Here is a 16506-nt window from a genome sequence, read left to right on the forward strand (position 1 = left end):
ACGCATGACCGACGCGATTGACGTCGAGGGCGTACGGAAGCGATACCGGGACAAAGCCGCTCTGGACGGACTGGACCTGCGGGTGGGACGCGGCACCGTGCACGCTCTCCTCGGCCCCAACGGCGCGGGCAAGACGACGACGGTCCGCGTACTGACCACGCTGCTGCGGCCGGACTCGGGCCGCGCGATGGTCGCGGGGTACGACGTGTCGACGCAGGCCGACCGGGTGCGGGCCCGCATCGGACTGCTCGGCCAGCACGCCGCGCTGGACGAGGAGCTGGGCGGTCGGCAGAACCTGGAGATGTTCGGCCGGCTCCACCACCTCGGCGCTCGCCGGGCCCGCACCCGCACCGACGAATTGCTGGCGCGGTTCGGCCTGTCGGACACCGGGGACAAGCAGGTCAAGCGGTTCAGCGGCGGCATGCGGCGGCGGCTCGACCTCGCCGCCTCGCTGATCGTCGAGCCGGAGGTGCTCTTCCTCGACGAGCCGACCACCGGGCTCGACCCGCGCAGCCGGGCCGAGGTCTGGGACTCGGTGCGCTCGCTGGTCGGCGGGGGCACCACAGTGCTGCTGACCACCCAGTACCTGGAGGAGGCCGACCAACTCGCCGACCAGATCTCGGTGGTCGACCAGGGCCGGGTCATCGCCGACGGCACCGCCGACGAGCTGAAGGCCCGTACCGGTGGCGACCGCATCGATGTCGTCCTGCGGGACGCGTCCCACCTGGCCGGCGCGGTCGCGCTGATGCCATTCGCCGCCGACGACGTCACGGTGGACGCCGACCGCCGGCGGTTCAGCGCGCCCGTGACCGACCGGATGAGCACGCTCACCCAGGTGGTGCGGGCGCTGGAGTCGGCGGGCATCGAGGCGGAGGACATCGCGGTGCGCAGGCCCACCCTGGACGAGGTGTTCCTGCGCCTGACAGGGCGGTCCGAGGAGGCCCAGGCAGCGGACGGGACCCGGACCAAGGAGGCGGTATGAGCACGGTGAGCACCACGAACACGGTGCGCGAGGGCGGCGGCGGTCTCGCCTTCGCGCTGAGCGACTCCTGGACCATGACCCGGCGGGAACTCGCCCACTGGGGCCGGCAGCCGGTGCAGGTGGCGGTCGGCGTGGTCTTCCCCGTGATGATCCTGCTGATGTTCGGCTTTCTGATCGGCGGTGGCCGTGACGTCGGCGGTGACTACATCGACTATCTGGTGCCCGGCATTCTCGCGCTGACCATGGCCTTCGGCCTGGAGAGCACGGTGATCGCGGTCACCCAGGACCTCAACAAGGGCGTGATCGACCGGTTCCGGTCCATGCCGATGGCGAACGGCGCCGTGCTGGTGGGCCGGTCGGCGGCGGACATGCTGCAGTCTGCGGTGAGCCTGGCCGTGATGATCGGTGTCGGGTACGCGATCGGCTGGCGGGCGCACACGACGGCGGGCGGCTTCCTCGGCGCCGTGGGTCTCCTGCTGCTGTTCCGGTTCGCGATGCTGTGGATCGGCATCTACCTGGCTCTGGTGGCCGGGAAACCGGAGCTGGTGCAGGCCGTGCAGATCCTGGTCTGGCCGGTGGGCTTCCTGTCCAACGCCATCGCGACGCCCACGTCCATGCCGGACTGGCTGGGCACGGTGGTGCAGTGGAACCCCATGTCCCAGACCGCGACGGCGGCGCGGGACCTGTTCGGCAGCGTCGGAGGCGCGTCCGGGCACACCCTGGCCGCCGTGCTCTGGCCGGTGGCGCTGTTCGCCGTCTTCTTCCCGCTGGCCCTGCGCCGGTTCGCCAGGCTCAGCCACTGAGACCCCGTCGTCCCGCTCCACCCCCTGGATCCCGCCGGGCACCGGCCCTTCACCGGCCCTGGCGGTGAACGCCGGTGGCCGCGTCCCTCTCCCCGTCAGCGGACGCGGCCACCGTCGCGTCCGCGGTCGCGCGCCCGGCGCTCCTGCCATCGGCGGACGGGAGTCGAGTGAGGCTCCAGCCTCGTGGGTGAGGCTCGGTGTCCGAGGACGCAACCGAGGCTCAGGACTGTGAGGAATCCGATGACAAGGGTCGTGATTACCGGCATGGGGGTGGTCGCCCCTGGTGGTGTGGGCGCCAAGGCGTTCTGGGAGCTGCTCACGGCAGGCCGTACGGCCACCCGGGACATCTCCCTGTTCGACGCGGCACCGTTCCGCTCCCGTATCGCCGCCGAGGCCGACTTCGACCCGGCCGAGCACGGGTTCGACCCCGCGTTCGAACGGCTCGACCGGGCGGCCCAGTTCGCCCTTGTCGCGGCCCGCGAGGCCCTCGCGGACAGCGGGGTCGAGGAGGCGTTGGATCCCTCGCGCACCGGGGTGAGCCTCGGCAGCGCGGTCGGCTGCACCACCGGACTGGACACCGAGTACGCGGTCGTCAGCGACTGCGGACGGGACTGGACCGTCGACCACACCAGGGCCGTGGGCCATCTCTTCGACTACTTCGTGCCCAGCTCGCTGGCGGCCGAGGTGGCGCGGGCCACCGGCGCCCAGGGTCCGGTGTCACTGGTGTCCAACGGCTGCACCTCCGGTCTGGACGCGATCGGTTACGCCGCCGAGCTGATCCGCGAAGGCAGCGCCGACGTCATGCTGGCAGGCGCCACCGACGCGCCGATCTCCCCCATCACGGTCGCCTGCTTCGACGCCATCAAGGCGACCAGCCCGCGCAACGACGATCCGGCGACCGCTTCCCGGCCCTTCGACCGGACCCGCAACGGCTTCGTACTGGGCGAGGGTTCGGCGGTCCTGATACTGGAGGAGTTCGAACGGGCGCGCCGCCGGGGCGCGCCGATGTACGCCGAGATCTCGGGCTTCGCCAGCCGCAGCAACGCGTACCACATGACCGGCCTGCGTGCCGACGGCCGCGAGATGGCCGAGGCCATCCGGGCGGCGCTCGACGAGGCACGGCTCGACCGGACCGCCGTCGACTACGTCAACGCGCACGGCTCGGGCACCCGGCAGAACGACCGGCACGAGACGGCCGCCTTCAAGCGCAGCCTCGGGAGCCACGCCTACGACGTCCCGGTCAGCTCCATCAAGTCGATGATCGGCCACTCGCTGGGCGCGATCGGCTCGCTGGAGGTTGCCGCAAGTGCCCTGGCCATCACCCACAACACGGTGCCGCCGACGGCCAATCTGTGTGATCCCGACCCGGAGTGCGATCTGGACTACACCCCGAACATCGCCCGCGAGCGCCGCACCGACACCGTGCTCAGCGTCGGCAGTGGCTTCGGCGGCTTCCAGAGCGCCATCGTCCTGACCCGCCCGCGGCTCGCGGAGGCGGCGTGAGGACGGCCCCGCCGGTGTCCGCGCCCCCGCGGCCGCCCGCCGCCCGCACGGGGACCGCCGTCGTGACCGGGATCGGGGTCGCTGCGCCCAACGGCTTCGGCGCGGCGGCCTGGTGGGCGGCCGTGCTGCGCGGAGAGAACGGCATCGGCCCCGTCACCCTGTTCGACGCCTCGGGCTATCCGGTGCGCCTGGCCGGCGAGGTGCCGGGCTTTGTCGCCGCCGACCATGTGTCCAGCCGGCTGTTGCCGCAGACCGACCGGGTGACCCGGCTGTCCCTGGCCGTCGCGCGGGAGGCTCTCGACGACGCGGGGGTGGACCCGGCTCGACTGCCCGACTACAGCGCCGGAGTGGTCACCGCCAGTTCCGCGGGCGGGTTCGAGTTCGGGCAACGCGAGTTGCAGGCGCTGTGGAGCCGGGGCGGCCGTCATGTCAGCGCCTACCAGTCCTTCGCCTGGTTCTACGCCGTCAACACAGGACAGATCTCCATCCGGCACGGTCTGCGGGGCGCGAGCAGTGCCCTCGTATCCGAGCAGGCGGGGGGCCTGGACGCGGTCGCACAAGCCCGACGGCAGATCCGGCGGGGCACCCGGCTGGTGATCACCGGGGGTGTCGACTCGGCCCTGTGCCCCTGGGGGTGGGCCGCCCATTTGGCGGGCGGCGGGCTGAGCACCGCGGACGACCCGGATCTGGCGTTCCTTCCGTTCGACGCCGGAGCCCGCGGTCATGTGGTGGGCGAGGGCGGGGCGCTGTTCGTGCTGGAGGAGGCGCGGGCGGCCCGGGAGCGTGGCGCCGCGGTCTACGGCTCGATCGCGGGCAGCGCGGCGACCTTCGACGCCGGGGGCTCCCCGCGCCTGGCCGAGGCGGCCAGGCTCGCGCTGGCCGACGCCGGGGTGACACCGGGAGATGTCGATGTGGTCTTCGCCGACGCGGCGGGCGACCGCGCCGCGGACCGGGCGGAGGCCTCCGCCATCGCGGGCCTGTTCGGCCGCTTCAGGGTGCCGGTCACCGCACCCAAGTCCATGACGGGCCGACTACTGGCGGGCGGAGCCTCGCTGGACCTGGCTGCGGCGCTGTTCGCGCTGCGTGAGCAGGTCATCCCGCCGACCACAGGCACGGAGCGCCCCGCGGACGACTGCCCCGTCGATCTGGTGACCGGCGCCCCACGCCGTGGGCTCCGCCTGCGCAACGCCCTGGTCCTGGCCCGGGGCCGGGGCGGCTTCAACGCCGCGACCGTGGTCCGCCGCGCGGACTGAACCGACTTACCCGATGAGCGTGCCCGGCACGCGGAGAGACAGTGTGATGAAGCATCTGGAACTGAGCGAACTGACCGCCTTGCTGCGCGAGTGCGCCGGTGAGGAGGAGGGCGTCGACCTGGACGGCGACGTGCTGGACATTCCCTTCGTCGACCTCGGCTACGACTCGCTGGCCATGCTCCAGACCACCGGGCGCATCGAGCGTGACTACGAGGTGGCGCTCGACGAGATCCTCGACGCCGCCGGTACGCCGCGCGCCTATCTGGACGCCGTGAACCGGGCCCTGGCGGCCCGAGAGGCGGTCTGACCGTGGCGAGGAGTCGTACACCGCACGGCGCGGCCCATGGGGAAGGGACACGATGAGCACTCCGAGCCGCCGGCGCTTCGTCGCCGGCACGTTCACCGCCGGGGCCGCAGGGCTCCTCGGCGCGGGGATCAGCACCGCCCCGGCCGCGGCCGCCGGGCCGGACCCGCGCCCCGGACCGGCCGACTCCGCCGACATCACCCCGGGCGACCCCCGCTACGAGGTACTCGCCACGCGCGGCCGCAACAAGCGGTTCACCGCGCGTCCGGCGGCCTTCCGTGTGGCCACGAGCACGCGTGAGGTGGTCCGTGCCGTCGGCGAGGCGGCCCGGTCCGGCCGACGGGTCGCGGTGCGCAGCGGCGGCCACTGCTACGAGAACTTCGTGGGCGACCCGGCCGTACGGCTGGTGATCGACCTCGGCGAGATGAACGCCGTCGCGTACGACCCGCGGATGCGTGCCGTCATGATCGAGTCCGGTGCTCGGCTGATGGACGTGTACCGCAGGCTGTACGACACCTGGGGCGTCACCCTGCCCGGCGGTGCCAGCGCCACCGTCGGCATCGGCGGGCACGTGGCGGGCGGCGGGTACGGGGCGCTGTCCCGGCGCTTCGGTCTCGCCGCGGACCATGTGTACGCCGTCGAGGTCGTCGTCGCCGACGCAGCGGGCCGGGCCCGTGCCGTGATCGCCACCCGCGAGGCCGGGGACCCGCACCGCGACCTGTGGTGGGCCCACACGGGCGGTGGCGGCGGCAACTTCGGCGTGGTCACCCGCTACTGGTTCCGCTCCCCCGGCGCCACCGGCGACGACCCCGCCCGGCTGCTCCCGCGCCCGCCCGCCGACATCCTGACCAGCGCGGTGATCTTCCCGCGCGAGGGCATGGACCGGGCGGCCATGCGGCGGCTGGTCGGTAACTTCGGCCGCTGGCACGAGCGCAACAGCCATGCCGGGTCCCCGTACACCGGGTTGTACGGCGGACTGGTGCTGCTGAGCCGGCTGCGGGAGAACGACCCCGGCCAGAGCGCCATCAGCTTCACCCATCTCGACGCCGCCCTGCCGGACGCCGAGCGGCTGGTGGAGCGGTACGTGGCGGCCGTGACGGAGGGCGTCGGCGTGACGCCGTACACCCAGGGGGTCACCCGGGTCCCCTGGTTCACCGCGACCACGGAACTCGCCGAGTCCCAGGACATGGAGAAGGGGCGGCAGAAGATCAAGTCCGCCTATCTGCGCCGCGCCCTGTCCGACCGGCAGATCGACGCCCTGTTCACCCACCTCGACAGCGCCGACCACAGCAGCCAGGCGGCCAGCGTCTCGTTCCAGTCGTACGGCGGCCGGATCAATGCCGTGCCGTCGGCGGCGACCGCCACCGCGCACCGGGACGCGGTGGTGAACGTCATCTTCATGAACACCTGGCAGGACCCCGAGGCCGACACCGAGAACATCGGCTGGCTGCGGCGCATGTACCGGGACGTGTTCGCCACGACGGGTGGTGTACCGGTGCCGGGGCGGGACGGCGCCGACGGGTGCTACATCAACTACCCGGACCTCGACATGGCCGATCCCGAGTGGAACACCTCGGGCGTGCCCTGGCACCGGTTGTACTACAAGGACAACTACGCGCGGCTCCGGCGGATCAAGGCCGTATGGGACCCGCGGCAGGTGTTCGGGCACGACCTGGGTGTACGACCCGGGTGACCGGGTCGGCGGCTCGGCGGGGAGGGGCGGCGCGATGTGCGCCGCCCCTCCCCGGGCTGTCCGGACGCTCAGGACGGCACGCGTTCCAGGTGCGCGGTGTACAGCTCCGGGTCGCTGTGGCTCAGGGCGCGGAGCACGGCGCGATGTGCGGCGAACTCGGGCTGCCGCAGGGCCTGCTGGAAGGAGCGCGTGTCCTCCCAGTCGGCCACGTTGACGTAGTGGCCGGGGCGGTCCAGGTGGCGCAGAAGGCGGTGGCGGACGAAGCCGGGCTGGGCGGCGAAGAACGCCGAGGTGCCGTCGAAGGCATGCTCGAACTCCTCGACGGATCCGGTGACTTCGAACCGGTTGATTAGTGTGATCACGGAGAGTTCCTTTCTGGAAGAGGCCGGAAGGCACAGCCACCGTCACAGACGGCACTCGAATGGCCGTGGAACACGGCTGGGCCGCGCGGCCAGGAGCGGAAGACGGGACCGCGGCGACGCGGAAGACCGGAACAGCGACATCAGGAATGTGGAAAGCGGGACCCATGGTGTGGATTGCGCGTGAGCACGCCGGACGGCTGGCGCGGTACGCGGTTGCCTTCGAGCCGGGTGACCCGGCCCGTACCGGGCGAATGGCCTTCTGGGACCCGGAGGGCGGGGATCCGCCCACCCTCCCCGGCGCCGTCCCGGCGGCGACCGGGCTTGTCACGGCACGGGGACGGCACCCGGTCCCCGTGCTGTGGCTGTCCGTCGCCGACGCGCTGCCGGTCCTGGCCCTGGCCCGGCGCGAGTACGGCGGCGACGGGGTGCACCGCGCGGCGGCCTTCTGGGGCGCCGCCACCGCGCTGGCGCTCCATCTGGCCGCCCGCGAACGGCTCCTCCCCGGCGTGTCGGACGGCGGTCACGACGCCTGGCGGGCCGGCCCGCTCGACCCCGCGGACATGCTGCGGCTGCGCGAACTGTCGGCCGCCGCCCCGCCGGAGGCCCTCGCGGTGCCCGCGCCCGGAACCGCGCTGCCGCCCCCGGCGGACCGGGTGCTGCGCGCCTTCGTGGACGCCGTCGCCGACACGCTGCCGCGCACCGCGGCCGCCGAGGCGGCCACCGGCCGGGCCGCATTCGCCGCCACCGCACCCCAGCACGTGCCGCAACTGCGGTCCTGGGCGGAGGAGATCGCGGTCGGTGTGGACTCCGGCGTGCGGGTCTCGCTCTCCGTACGGCTGGCCGAAGGCGCGGACGGCGCGCCGGTCGGCGAGGTCGTCCCCCTGGTGTCCGACCTCGCCGACCCGACCGTGGAACTCACCGCCGCCGACCTGTTCGACGGCGCCCCGCACGCGCTGGGACCGGTCGCCCAGGCCGACACCGTCCGCGCCGTGCGCCGCGCGGCCACCGTGTGGGATCCGCTTGCCCGGCTGCTGCCGGTGCCACGCCGACTCGACCTCACCGACGAGGAGTTCGGCCAGTTACTGGGCGGTGCGGCGGCCCGGCTGCGCGCGCACGGCGTCGACGTGCGCTGGCCTGACGAGGCACAGCGGCGGCTGACCGCGCGGGCCGCGGTGGGCGCGGACCGCACGCCGCCCGCCGACATGCGCTCCTTCCTCGGCGGAGACGGCACCGTCGACCTGCGCTGGCAGCTCTGTCTCGACGGCGAGTCGCTCACCGAGGCGGAGACGGAGGCCGTCGCCGCGGCGGGACGGCCGGTCGTACGGGTGCGCGGCGAGTGGACGTTCGTCGGTCCCGAACTCGCGCGCAAAGCCCGGAACCGGGTGCTGCCCTCGCTCACCGCCGTGGAGACGCTCGCGGTCGCCCTCACCGGGTACGCGGAGATCGACGGAGAGCAGGTGGCCGTCACCGACGGGCCCTGGCTGCGCGCCCTGCGCACGCTGCTGGCCGACTCCACCGGCGAGGAGCGCGTCGAGCAGCCGGCCGCGCTCGCGGCGACCCTGCGCGCGTACCAGTCGCGAGGACTGGCCTGGCTGGCGCGGATGACCTCGCTCGGTCTCGGCGGCTGCCTCGCCGATGACATGGGCCTCGGCAAGACGGTCCAGCTCATCGCGCTCCACCTGCTGCGCCAGGAGCACGCGGGCAGCCGGGGCCCCACGCTCGTGGTGTGCCCGGCGTCGCTGCTCGGCAACTGGGAGCGGGAGATCCGCAGGTTCGCCCCCGGCACCGCCGTGCGCCGCTTCCACGGCGCCGGCCGCGGCGTCGAGGGCGTGGCCGACGGCTTCGTGCTGACCACCTACGGCACGATGCGCCTGGACGCCGAGCGGCTCGGCGGGCACCGCTGGGGGATGGTCGTCGCCGACGAGGCCCAGCACGTGAAGAACGCGTCGTCGGCCACGGCCAGGGCGTTGCGGCTGATCCCCGCGCACGCACGGATCGCGCTCACCGGCACCCCCGTGGAGAACGGGCTCTCCGAGCTGTGGGCCCTCCTCGACTGGACCACACCCGGTCTGCTCGGCACCCAGGGCCGCTTCCGCCGCCGCTGGATCGCCCCGATCGAGGCCGAGCGGTCGGCCGCGGGCGCCGGGCAGGGTCCCGGCGCCACCGCCGAGCGGCTCGCCGATCTCGTCCGGCCGTTCGTGCTGCGCCGGCGCAAGTCCGACCCGGGCGTGGCACCCGAACTGCCGCCCAAGACCGAGACGGATCACCCGGTGCCGCTGACCACCGAGCAGACCGCCCTCTACGAGGAGCAGGTGCGCGCCACGATGGCCGAGATCCGATCGACCGAAGGAATCGCCCGCAGCGGTCTGGTCCTCAAGCTGCTCACCGGTCTCAAGCAGATCTGCAACCATCCCGCGCAGTTCCTCAAGGAGGAGGAGCCGAAGCTGGCCGGCCGCTCCGGCAAACTGGCCCTGCTGGACGAACTGCTGGACACGATCCTGGCGGAGGACGGCGCGGCGCTGGTCTTCACCCAGTACGTCGCGATGGCGCGGCTGCTGGAGCGGCATCTACGGGACCGGGGCATCACGGCCCAACTGCTGCACGGCGGGACGCCGTTGCCCCGGAGAGAGGAGATGGTCCGCCGCTTCCAGGACGGCGAGGTGCCGGTCTTCCTGCTGTCGCTGAAGGCGGCCGGCACGGGCCTCAATCTGACCCGGGCCGACCATGTCGTGCACTACGACCGCTGGTGGAACCCGGCCGTCGAGGCCCAGGCGACCGACCGGGCCCATCGCATCGGCCAGACGCGACCGGTGCAGGTGCACCGGATGATCGCGGAGGGCACGGTCGAGGACCGTATCGCGGCGCTGATGGAGACCAAGCGGGAGCTGGCCGACGCGGTCGTCGGCAGTGGCGAGCAGGCACTGGGCCGGCTCGGGAACGACGAGTTGGCGAACCTGGTGACGCTGAGGAGCGCGGGATGAGCGGCGGACACGACGACCGGGCCCGCGGTTTCGCCGCCTTCCCGCCCCGCAAGGGCGGCCGGGTCCGCGGCCAGTCCTGGTGGAGCCGGGCCTGGACGGACTCGGTGGAGGACGGCTGGCCCGAGGAGGAGCCGCTGAAGAAGGGGCGGACCGTCGCCCGCTCCGGCCGCCTCGGCCCCCTCACGGTCGGCCCGGGTCGCGTCGCGGCCCAGGTGTACGACGGCGCGGACGAACCGTACACGGTGGCCCTCGGGCTTCCGGAACTGGACGACGAGCAGTGGGAGGCGCTCTGGGAACGTACCGCGGACCGGCCGGTGGAGACCGAGGCGCTGCTCGCGGGGGAACTGCCCCCGGATCTCCTGGAGGCGGCGGAGGACGCCCGGCTGGGGCTGCTTCCAGGGTACGGCGAGCTGGACCCGGACTGCGGCTGCGACGAGCCGGACCACCCGTGCGCGCACGCGATCGCGCTCGCCTACCAGTTCTCCTGGCTGCTCGACGAGGAACCGCACCTGCTATTGCTGGTGCGCGGCCGGGAGTGGCCGACGGCGCTGGAGGAGCTGAAGTCCGTCCTCCTCCTGCGGGCCATGACCGAGGAGGCCGAGGGACCCGACGACGAGGACGAAGAGGACATCGGCGAGGGCGGCGCCGTCGGCCCGAAGGACGCGGAACCGGCGGACGGTCCGGCCGTCGCGGTGCCGCCGCCCGCCGCGGCGTACCTCGCCCCGGGCGGCCCCCTCCCGGCGCTCCCGCCCTTGCCCGAACCGCCGGAGGCCGGCACCGAGCCGGTCAGCGGCATCGAGGCGGATCCGCTGGAGCGGCTGGTCACCGACGCGGCGGTACGCGCCAGGGAACTCCTCGCGTACATCCTGGGCGCGGGCGACGAGCCGCCCCGGCCGCTCGACCGGTGGCAGGACACCGTACGGATCGCCGCCACCCACCCCGATCCCCGGGTGCCCGCGCGGCTGCGGGAGTCCTGCGACCGGCCGGACGAGCTGGACCGGGCGGCCGAGGCATGGCGGTGGGGCGGAGCGGCCGGGCTGACGGTGTTCGAGGAGGCCTGGCAGCCGGAAGGGCCCGATCTCACCCGGGCACGCACGGCGCTCTCGACGGGCTGGGAGGACGAGGACCTGCCCGAACTCGTCGTCCGTGACAACCGCTGGACACTGCCGGAGCGGGGATTGCAGCTGCGCTACGGGCGCGACGCCCGCTGGTACCCGTACCGGAAGCGGTCCGGCACCTGGTGGCCCGCCGGGCCCCCCAGGCACGACCCCGCCCTGACGCTCGCCGAACTCCTCGACGGCTGACCGCCGTCCGACCCGCCGACGGCGGCCGGCCCGCTCCCCGCCCGGGGACGCGGACCGGCCGCCGTCTTGCGTGCGCCCGTCCGCCGTCGTCCGCCGTCTTCCGTGCGCCCGTCCGACGAGCCAGGCTCCATCGAGCCTCCAGGTGCCGAAACCACCATGGGGATCAGCGCGTCCGCCGGATCACGGCGGAGCGCGGACCGGAAGGAGGCATCGTGGAGAGGACCACCATCGCGGGGCCGCGACCGCTCGTAGAAGACTTCGTGGACCAGGCCCGGCGGACACCGCAGGCGACCGCCTTGGTCTGGCGGGGGCACTCGGTCGGCTACGGGGCACTGCTCGCCCGCGCGGAGCGCGAACGGGACCGGATCGCCGCGCTGCCGGGCGACGACCCGGTAGCCCTGCCCGCGCACAAGTCGCCCCGGACCGTCGCCCTGGTCCTGGCCTGTCTGCTGGCCCGACGCCCGTTGCTGCTGCCGTCACCGGACCTGGGCGCGGACGTCATGCAACGGCTCTACGAACAGGCAGGGGCGGGCCATGTGCTCGCTCCGGGCCGGACGCCTGCGCCCCGCCCCTCCCGGGGCCCGGACCTCACCGGGACCGCGCTGCTGCTCACCACCTCCGGATCCACGGGAGTGCCCAAGATCGTGCCGCTGTCCGGTGCCGCGCTGGACCGCTTCGCGGTCTGGGCGGGCGACGCCTTCGGCATCGGTCCCGGTACGACCGTGCTCAACTACGCGCCGCTGAACTTCGACGTGTGCCTGCTGGATGTGTGGACGACCCTCGCCCGCGGTGGCCGGGTCGTCCTGGTCGAAGCCGACCGCGCCACCGACGGCCGCCGCCTCCTCGACCTCATCGAACGGGAGCGGCCCGAGGTGGTCCAGTCGGTGCCCATGTTCTACCGGCTGCTGACCGACGCCGCCCGCGCCGGGGGCCGTACCCTCCCGTCCGTCCGGCACGCGGTCTTCACCGGGGACACGATGCCCTTCCCAGTGCTGGCCGCGCTGCCGGAACTCCTGCCCCGCGCCCGCCTGTACAACGTCTACGGCTGCACCGAGACCAACGACAGCTTCCTGTACGAACTGCGCGACACCCCGGACCCGGATCGCCCACTGCCGCTCGGGCGGCCGCTGCCCGGTGTGGGGGCCCTGCTCGTCGACGAGCGGGGCCGGGTGCTGGACGGGCCGGGCACCGGGGAGCTGTATGTCTCCACTCCTTTCCAGAGTGACGGCTACCTCGACACCGCCGCGTCCGGCGCGTTCGTCCGGCACCCCCAAGAAGCGGATGGCCGACGCTGGTTCCGCAGCGGCGACCTGGTGCGCCGTTCGGCCGAGGGGACGCTCACCCTGGTCGGCCGCGTCGACTTCCAGGTCAAGGTCCGCGGCGTCCGCGTCAACCCGCAGGAGGTCGAGAACCGGCTGCTGGCACACCCGGACATCACCGAGGCCGCCGTGCTGGCGGTGCCCGACCCGGTGGCCGGGCGGACGCTGCGCGCCGTGGCCCGCCGCGAACCCGGCGCCGGGGTCAACAGCCTGTCCCTGCGCGGGTATCTGGCGCGCGGACTGCCCCGGGCCGCGATTCCCACGGCCTTGCTGACCACCGACCAGCCGCTGCCCCGGACCTCCACCGGCAAGGTCGACCGGGAGCGCGCCGTACGAGTCCACTTCACGAAGGAGAGCTGACATGCCTTACGCCCAGGCCATCAAGGAGTTCGTGGTCGAGGAGTTCCTGCCGGACGTACCCCCGGCGGAACTGGACGCCGATTACGACCTGCTGGCGAACGGGGTGATCGACAGTCTGGGGCTGCTGAAGGTGATCGCCTGGATCGAGGACCGCTACGGGATCGACACCGATACGGTCGAGCTGAGGCCGGAGTCCTTCCACACGGTGGCGGCCATCGACGCGTTCATCACCCACGCGTCGCCCCGGCCGACGAAGAGCGTGTAGCCGTGCACGAAGCCGTCACCACGCTGATCCGGCAGGAGCGGCCCGTGGAGGTACCGGTCTGGCGCTCGTTCTGGGAGCGGCTGCGGGAGGGCGGGCTGCGGCGGGGCGAGTCGGTGGCCCTGCTCGCCTCGCTGGCCACCCGGCTTCCCGACCGCATCACCCTGACCGGCTTCCTGGACTCGCTGGCCGAGAACCAGCCGGCCGGTGTGCCCGAGGACATCGGCGCCGCGGTCAACATCGTCGGGACCGGCGGGGGCCCACGCACCTTCAACATCTCGACGGCCGCCGCGGTGGTCGCCGCCGCGATCGGCGTCCGGGTCGTGAAGACCGGCTCGCGCGCCTACACCGGCGCTCTCGGCTCGGTCGACCTGCTGGAGCGTCTCGGGATTCCGCTGACCACGTCGTACGAGGAGACCCACGCCTCCCTGGAGACGCACGGCATCGCCTTCACCGGCGCCTTCGTCTACCCGGCCGAACTCGGCCTGCTGACCCGCAGCGTGCTGCCGCTGGACATCAGGCAGCTCGGCGGTTTCGTCAACGCGCTCGGCCCCTTCCTGGCCCGGCTGCCGGCCCGGGCGCAGCTCACCGGCGTCGCCGACCGGCGGCTGGTGACCGGGCTTCGGCATGCCGCCGGGTATCTGGCACGGGGCGGCACCCGCTCGGTGTGGCTGTGCGTCAACGGGGCGGGGGCCGACGAGTTGCTGAGCTTTTTGCCGAACCGGGTGTACACCCGCGAGGGCGCACTGGAGGACGAGTTCGTGCTCGATCCGGCCCGGCTCGGGCTGCGTCCCGGCTCGATCGACGAACTGCGGCCGCCGGACGGCGATCCGGTGGCCTGCTTCCGGGAGGTGCTGTCCGGGCGGGGCACCCCGGTGGCGGAGGAGACCGTGGCCCTGAACGCCGCCGCGCTGGCGGTGGCCGGGCAGGTCACCGGCGACTGGAATGCCGCGCTGGAGGCGGCCCGCGCGGCGATCCGGGACGGCCGAGTCCTGGACCTGCTGTCCCGGCTCCGGTCGGGGGCGGCCGTTCATGCCTGAGTTCTTCGCCCACCGCCGGCCCGGCCGGCCGGGACTCGCGGTGTTCCTCCATGCCGGTGACCCGCCCCTGGACACCCTGCCCGACCTCATGGCCATGCTCGACGAGAACGAGGTCGACTGCCTCGAACTGGCCGTGCCGTTTCCCGGCTCGGCCACCGACGGGCCCGTCGTCCGGGCCTCCGCCGATCGGGCCCTGGCCGACGGGGCAACCCTGCGGAGCGTGCTGAACACCGTGGCGTCGGCGCGGCCGGGGCTGCGCCGACTGCGGATCGCGCTGCTCGCCGACTGGAGCCACACCGTCCGGGGCACCGCCCCCGCCGACTTCGCCGCCGCCGTCCGTGACGCCGGCTGCGACGGGCTGCTGCTGCACGGGCTACCGCCCCGGCTGCGCGCGGCCCACTACGAGGCCGTGCGCCGGGCGGGGCTGCCGCTCGTCACGACCTGCTACGCCGTCTCCGGCCCCGGCACCTTGGCCGAGGCGGCGGACCTCGCCTCCGCGTATCTGTACCTGGTCGCCCACTACGGCCGCAGCGGCACCACCGCGGCCCTGGACCGGGACCGGCTCGGACAGGTCCTCACCACCCTGCGTGCCACCGCGTCCGCGCCGGTGGCCGTCGGTTTCGGGATCAGAACGGCCGACGACATCACCCGCGTGGCAGCGCTCGGCGCCGACGCCGCCGTGGTCGGCAGCGCCGGGGTGGCCCGCATCGAACAGGCCCGCGTGCTGGGGCGCGATCCCGTCGTGGAGCTGTGCTCCTTCGTACGGGGACTGCGCGCCCCGGTCCGCACTCTCACCGGCCAACCGGAAGAAAGGAACGACACCCATGATCGTCCGTAACCTCGAAGAGACCACCGGCGTCGACTGGGGCAACGGCCTGAGCCGCCGTTTCCTCACCCTGAGCGATGGCGTCGGGTACACCGTCACCGACACGACGGTCCGCGCGGGCACCAAGTCCCGGCTGGAATACCGCAACCATGTGGAGAGCTGCTACTGCATAGCGGGCACCGGCGAGGTGATCGACGCCGAGGGCACTGTCCACCCGATCACCCCCGGCACGCTGTACTCGCTGGACCGGCACGACGCGCACTGGCTCGTGGCACACCCTGCGGAGGACCTGCGCCTGGTCTGCGTGTTCACCCCCGCGCTGCGCGGGGACGAACGCCATGACCTCGACTCGTCCGGCTACTCCCACTACTGATGATCGAGTGGACTGCGGACCAGCGGGCACTGCGCGAGGGCATCGCACCCTGGCTGGAGAAGCTCAACGCCGGTCACATCGCACGCGACGCCGATGCCTCGTTCTCGTACGAGAACTGGCGGACGCTGGCCGCGACCGGCATCCTCGGGCTGCCCTTCGCCGAGCGGTGGGGCGGCCTCGGGCAGTCGCTGCTGACCACGATGTATGTGCTGGAGGGGCTCGGCGAGGGCTGCCGGGACGCCGGGCTGAGCTTCTCGGTCTGCACCCACATGGTGAGCACCGGGGTGCCGCTGCAGCGCTTCGGCTCGCAGGTCCTCAAGGAGCGCTACCTGCCGCCGATCTGCTCCGGCGAGCAGATCGGCGCCCACGCCATCAGCGAGCCGGACAGCGGTTCGGACGCCCTGGCCATGCGGACCAGAGCGGTCCGGGACGGCGAGCACTACGTGCTGAACGGCAGCAAGACCTTCGTCAGCAACGGGCCGGTCGCCGACCTGTTCACGGTGTACGCCCGTACCGGCGACGGGACCGGCCCGCTCGGTGTGACCGCGTTCCTGGTGGAGCGCGGCACACCGGGGCTGCGGGTCGGCACGCCCGTCGCCAAACTGGGGCTGCGCACCTCGCCCCTGGGCGAGCTGTTCCTCGACGACTGCCGGGTGCCCGCGTCCCACGTCATCGGGCCGCCGGGCGGCGGATTCCTGGTACTCGACCATGTGATGCGCCGGGAGATCCTGTGCTCCTTCATCGTCAACGCGGGCGAGATGCGCCACCGCGTCACGCGATGTGTCGGCTACGCACGGTCCCGCGAGCAGTTCGGCCGGCCCATCGGAACCAACCAGGCCGTCTCCCACCGGATCGTGGACATGGAGATCGGGGTGGAGACCGCCCGGCACTGGCTGTACGGCACCGCGCAACGGCTGGCGGCCGGCGCGAACGTGACCCGGGACATCGCCATGGCCAAGCTCGTCACCAGCGAGGCGAACGTCGCCTCCGCCCTGGCGGCCGTGCAGATCTTCGGCGGCAACGGCTACATGGCCGAGTACGGCGTCGAGGCCGAGCTGCGCAACGCGGTCGGGTCCACCCTCTACTCGGGTACCTCCGAGATCCAGCGCAACCGCATCGCGGCCCTGCTCGGCCTGTGACC

15 protein-coding genes are annotated in these 16506 nt (G+C 73.2%); 14 read left to right on the forward strand and 1 reads right to left on the reverse strand.

Annotated features, from left to right (window positions below; translation table 11 throughout):
• The first annotated feature begins 4 nt into the window (after nt 1-4).
• The 6 genes from AB0N90_RS24610 (at nt 5) to AB0N90_RS24635 (ending at nt 6538) form a co-directional block, all read left to right on the forward strand.
• Complete coding sequence (locus tag AB0N90_RS24610) at nt 5-982, forward strand: ATP-binding cassette domain-containing protein (RefSeq protein WP_365199943.1); 978 nt, start codon at nt 5-7, stop codon at nt 980-982.
• Nucleotides 979-1785, forward strand: a complete 807-nt coding sequence (locus AB0N90_RS24615; protein ID WP_365199946.1) for an ABC transporter permease — start codon at nt 979-981, stop codon at nt 1783-1785. The genes AB0N90_RS24610 and AB0N90_RS24615 overlap by 4 nt, the downstream gene beginning before the upstream one ends.
• Before the next feature lie 240 nt (nt 1786-2025).
• Nucleotides 2026-3288, forward strand: coding sequence for a beta-ketoacyl-[acyl-carrier-protein] synthase family protein (locus AB0N90_RS24620; RefSeq protein ID WP_365199948.1), 1263 nt, complete (start codon nt 2026-2028; stop codon nt 3286-3288).
• 14 nt (nt 3289-3302) lie between these two features.
• Nucleotides 3303-4541, forward strand: coding sequence for a beta-ketoacyl synthase N-terminal-like domain-containing protein (locus AB0N90_RS24625; RefSeq protein WP_365200037.1), 1239 nt, complete (start codon nt 3303-3305; stop codon nt 4539-4541).
• 46 nt (nt 4542-4587) lie between these two features.
• A complete protein-coding gene (locus AB0N90_RS24630; protein WP_365199949.1) occupies nt 4588-4848 on the forward strand; it encodes an acyl carrier protein in 261 nt (86 codons plus the stop codon).
• A gap of 52 nt (nt 4849-4900) precedes the next feature.
• Nucleotides 4901-6538 (forward strand): FAD-binding protein, encoded by a 1638-nt coding sequence (locus AB0N90_RS24635; protein ID WP_365199951.1) that lies wholly within the window; start codon nt 4901-4903, stop codon nt 6536-6538.
• Between the two features lie 68 nt (nt 6539-6606).
• Here the strand turns inward: AB0N90_RS24635 and AB0N90_RS24640 are convergent, their stop codons facing one another.
• The gene (locus tag AB0N90_RS24640) at nt 6607-6900 is read right to left on the reverse strand and encodes an antibiotic biosynthesis monooxygenase family protein (RefSeq protein ID WP_365199953.1); all 294 of its coding nucleotides are present in this window, start codon (nt 6898-6900) and stop codon (nt 6607-6609) included.
• Between the two features lie 164 nt (nt 6901-7064).
• Between AB0N90_RS24640 and AB0N90_RS24645 the strand changes: the two genes are divergently transcribed.
• The 8 genes from AB0N90_RS24645 to AB0N90_RS24680 all read left to right on the forward strand — a co-directional run bounded on the left by AB0N90_RS24645 (nt 7065) and on the right by AB0N90_RS24680 (nt 16504).
• Nucleotides 7065-9881: a DEAD/DEAH box helicase gene (locus tag AB0N90_RS24645; RefSeq protein ID WP_365199955.1), complete on the forward strand. Its 2817-nt coding sequence runs from the start codon at nt 7065-7067 to the stop codon at nt 9879-9881.
• Complete coding sequence (locus AB0N90_RS24650) at nt 9878-11185, forward strand: hypothetical protein (RefSeq protein ID WP_365199957.1); 1308 nt, start codon at nt 9878-9880, stop codon at nt 11183-11185. The genes AB0N90_RS24645 and AB0N90_RS24650 overlap by 4 nt, the downstream gene beginning before the upstream one ends.
• Before the next feature lie 212 nt (nt 11186-11397).
• Entirely contained in the window at nt 11398-12864 is a 1467-nt protein-coding gene (locus tag AB0N90_RS24655) for an AMP-binding protein (protein ID WP_365199960.1), read from the forward strand.
• A 1-nt stretch (nt 12865) separates the two neighbouring features.
• On the forward strand, nt 12866-13129 hold the full coding sequence (locus tag AB0N90_RS24660) for an acyl carrier protein (protein WP_365199962.1): 264 nt from the start codon (nt 12866-12868) through the stop codon (nt 13127-13129).
• 2 nt (nt 13130-13131) lie between these two features.
• Complete coding sequence (locus AB0N90_RS24665) at nt 13132-14166, forward strand: hypothetical protein (protein WP_365199965.1); 1035 nt, start codon at nt 13132-13134, stop codon at nt 14164-14166.
• Nucleotides 14159-15004, forward strand: a complete 846-nt coding sequence (gene trpA / locus AB0N90_RS24670) for a tryptophan synthase subunit alpha (protein WP_365199967.1) — start codon at nt 14159-14161, stop codon at nt 15002-15004. Before AB0N90_RS24665 ends, trpA begins: the two co-directional genes overlap by 8 nt.
• Nucleotides 14991-15365, forward strand: coding sequence for an ectoine synthase (locus tag AB0N90_RS24675; protein ID WP_365199969.1), 375 nt, complete (start codon nt 14991-14993; stop codon nt 15363-15365). The genes trpA and AB0N90_RS24675 overlap by 14 nt, the downstream gene beginning before the upstream one ends.
• Nucleotides 15365-16504 carry an acyl-CoA dehydrogenase family protein gene (locus AB0N90_RS24680; protein WP_365199971.1) on the forward strand — a complete coding sequence of 380 codons (1140 nt, stop codon included), beginning with the start codon at nt 15365-15367 and terminating at the stop codon, nt 16502-16504. The genes AB0N90_RS24675 and AB0N90_RS24680 overlap by 1 nt, the downstream gene beginning before the upstream one ends.
• Nucleotides 16505-16506: the final 2 nt, after the last annotated feature.

The sequence above is a fragment of the Streptomyces sp. NPDC093018 genome, from assembly GCF_040684035.1.
Taxonomy (GTDB): domain Bacteria; phylum Actinomycetota; class Actinomycetes; order Streptomycetales; family Streptomycetaceae; genus Streptomyces; species Streptomyces murinus.

What these genes read in the sequence shown, in the direction of transcription:
- AB0N90_RS24610 (WP_365199943.1), top strand. Translation starts at nt 5, where the DNA reads ATGACCGACGCGATTGACGTCGAGGGCGTACGGAAGCGATACCGGGAC.
- AB0N90_RS24615 (WP_365199946.1), top strand. Translation starts at nt 979, where the DNA reads ATGAGCACGGTGAGCACCACGAACACGGTGCGCGAGGGCGGCGGCGGT.
- AB0N90_RS24620 (WP_365199948.1), top strand. Translation starts at nt 2,026, where the DNA reads ATGACAAGGGTCGTGATTACCGGCATGGGGGTGGTCGCCCCTGGTGGT.
- AB0N90_RS24630 (WP_365199949.1), top strand. Translation starts at nt 4,588, where the DNA reads ATGAAGCATCTGGAACTGAGCGAACTGACCGCCTTGCTGCGCGAGTGC.
- AB0N90_RS24635 (WP_365199951.1), top strand. Translation starts at nt 4,901, where the DNA reads ATGAGCACTCCGAGCCGCCGGCGCTTCGTCGCCGGCACGTTCACCGCC.
- AB0N90_RS24645 (WP_365199955.1), top strand. Translation starts at nt 7,065, where the DNA reads ATGGTGTGGATTGCGCGTGAGCACGCCGGACGGCTGGCGCGGTACGCG.
- AB0N90_RS24650 (WP_365199957.1), top strand. Translation starts at nt 9,878, where the DNA reads ATGAGCGGCGGACACGACGACCGGGCCCGCGGTTTCGCCGCCTTCCCG.
- AB0N90_RS24660 (WP_365199962.1), top strand. Translation starts at nt 12,866, where the DNA reads ATGCCTTACGCCCAGGCCATCAAGGAGTTCGTGGTCGAGGAGTTCCTG.
- trpA (WP_365199967.1), top strand. Translation starts at nt 14,159, where the DNA reads ATGCCTGAGTTCTTCGCCCACCGCCGGCCCGGCCGGCCGGGACTCGCG.
- AB0N90_RS24675 (WP_365199969.1), top strand. Translation starts at nt 14,991, where the DNA reads ATGATCGTCCGTAACCTCGAAGAGACCACCGGCGTCGACTGGGGCAAC.
- AB0N90_RS24680 (WP_365199971.1), top strand. Translation starts at nt 15,365, where the DNA reads ATGATCGAGTGGACTGCGGACCAGCGGGCACTGCGCGAGGGCATCGCA.